Raw genomic sequence first — 1,795 nt, 5'->3', positions numbered from 1 at the left:
TCGTCAGTGCTTTCTCTTTTTTGTCACTAAATCACAAAATTTGGTGATGAACCTTATTTTTAAAAAGAGGGAGGTATGTATTAAAATGTATAATTCAGTAAAAGACTCTGTTCTAAATGAAATAATTAATCCATTAACAATCGATGATTTTTTAAAATCATATTGGCCTAAAAAACCCCTTGTATCTAATGGAGACCCAAATCGATTTGATGTTATTCCAGGATTCGACCAAATTAAAAATTTAAATGATATTCTGGAAATATATAATAACCCAGTAATGGTTGTAGGAAACGCCGTTATTGAAGAGTCTGGGGGTATAATGGATAGATTGTTAGTTCCATCTAATGAAGCTTTACAGTGGTATGAAAAAGGGGCTGCTTTAGAATTTGATTTTACTGATTTATTTATTCCCCGATCTAGAAGATGGATTGAAAGTTTAAAAAGTGATTTACGATTACCCGAAGGAACTTTATCTAAAGTAATTGTTTATGCTGCCAAGAATGGTGGGGGATTTAAGGCACATTTCGATGCTTATACAAATTTTATTTTCCAAATAAAAGGAGAAAAAATATGGAAACTATATGAAAATCATAATGTAGAAAACCCTACCTTACATTATGACTTAGCAGAGGCTCCTTATTATCCTGAAGAATTAAAGAAATATTGGACAGGAGAGCCTCCAGCAGAGGATCTTCCAGACGCAGATGTAGTAAAATTGACACCAGGATCAATGTTATATCTTCCAAGGGGAGTATGGCATTCTACAAAGTCAGATGAAGAAACGTTAGCAATTAATATAACTTTTGGACAACCTACTTGGTTGGATCTACTACTTTCTGAAATGAGAAGCCGCCTTGTAAGTAATAATAAGTGGAGAGAACTTGCACTAAATTATAATTCTCTAAATAATGAAGAGAAAAATAAAGTATTCAAAGATATTGACAATATGCTTTCTTTATTAAGAAAAGAAGTAGAAAAGATTACTCCTGGAGACTTATTAAAACATCAATCTGGAGACTTTGACCCATACCAGTCTACCCAACTAGTATTTAGACAACTATTAACTCGTTATTAGAAATAAAAAGTGAATGTTTGTAAATCCTGAATCCGTGACAAAACATCTTTACAATGATCACAAACCATTGGTACGATAAAGGAAAACTACGTTAACGACTTTTCATCAAGTAGGTGAATGTCATGAAAGATTTCCCGATTCGGTTTGTGTTGACAAATGAAGCGATTACTCCAAGTGCTGGGCTTGCTCTTGTGGGCTACTTACTACACCAAACGAAACTGGATAAACAACTAAGCGCGCTTCGGCTTCGAACCGTTCGTCGAGACGTGCACATTTCCCACATAGCGACGTCATTCTTGCTTACCACAGGAAAAACGGGTTTTGATCATATCGAAGCGGATCGTCAGGACGATCTCTTTTCGACATCGATGGGGATTCATCATCATATCCGTCAAGTTTAGCGCTAAAAATCGTTCTATCCATACACAGTGTTTGTGCCCATCGGATGAAGAAAAGAATATTTCTCATTTTAGGCATGCCAAATAACCCTCCCAAAGAGGGTTGTTTGGCATTTTTATCAATAATATTTGCTCTTCACCACAAGTTGTACTTGAGATTTTAAGATAGGTATGCATAGGGAAAATAGAGAGTTCAAAACATGCCAGTTCTTCTTTAGTAACTATTCAGCCACATCATAAAGTGAGCTGAATATTTTTTGTATTTCCTGTCTATCCTGAAAACAAAATTTGGCAAAAAACAACCCCCACCTAGCCTTTGGAA

The 1,795-nt window shown here is 35.2% G+C and carries 1 protein-coding gene and 1 pseudogene; both read left to right on the top strand.

What is annotated here, in order from left to right; translation table 11 throughout:
• The first annotated feature begins 85 nt into the window (after positions 1-85).
• Complete coding sequence (locus ACYQY7_RS13915; RefSeq protein WP_219986547.1) at positions 86-1,075, top strand: JmjC domain-containing protein; 990 nt, start codon at positions 86-88, stop codon at positions 1,073-1,075.
• 122 nt (positions 1,076-1,197) lie between these two features.
• Positions 1,198-1,458: pseudogene (locus ACYQY7_RS13910) on the top strand (IS1380 family transposase); the annotation flags it as partial.
• Positions 1,459-1,795 lie beyond the last annotated feature (337 nt).

The organism is Anoxybacillus sp. TBDG-1 (genome assembly GCF_054815885.1).
This window is presented reverse-complemented; position numbering and strand designations above follow the sequence as displayed.

Excerpts from the sequence above, each read along its gene's own strand:
- ACYQY7_RS13915 (WP_219986547.1), top strand. The coding sequence starts at position 86 with ATGTATAATTCAGTAAAAGACTCTGTTCTAAATGAAATAATTAATCCA.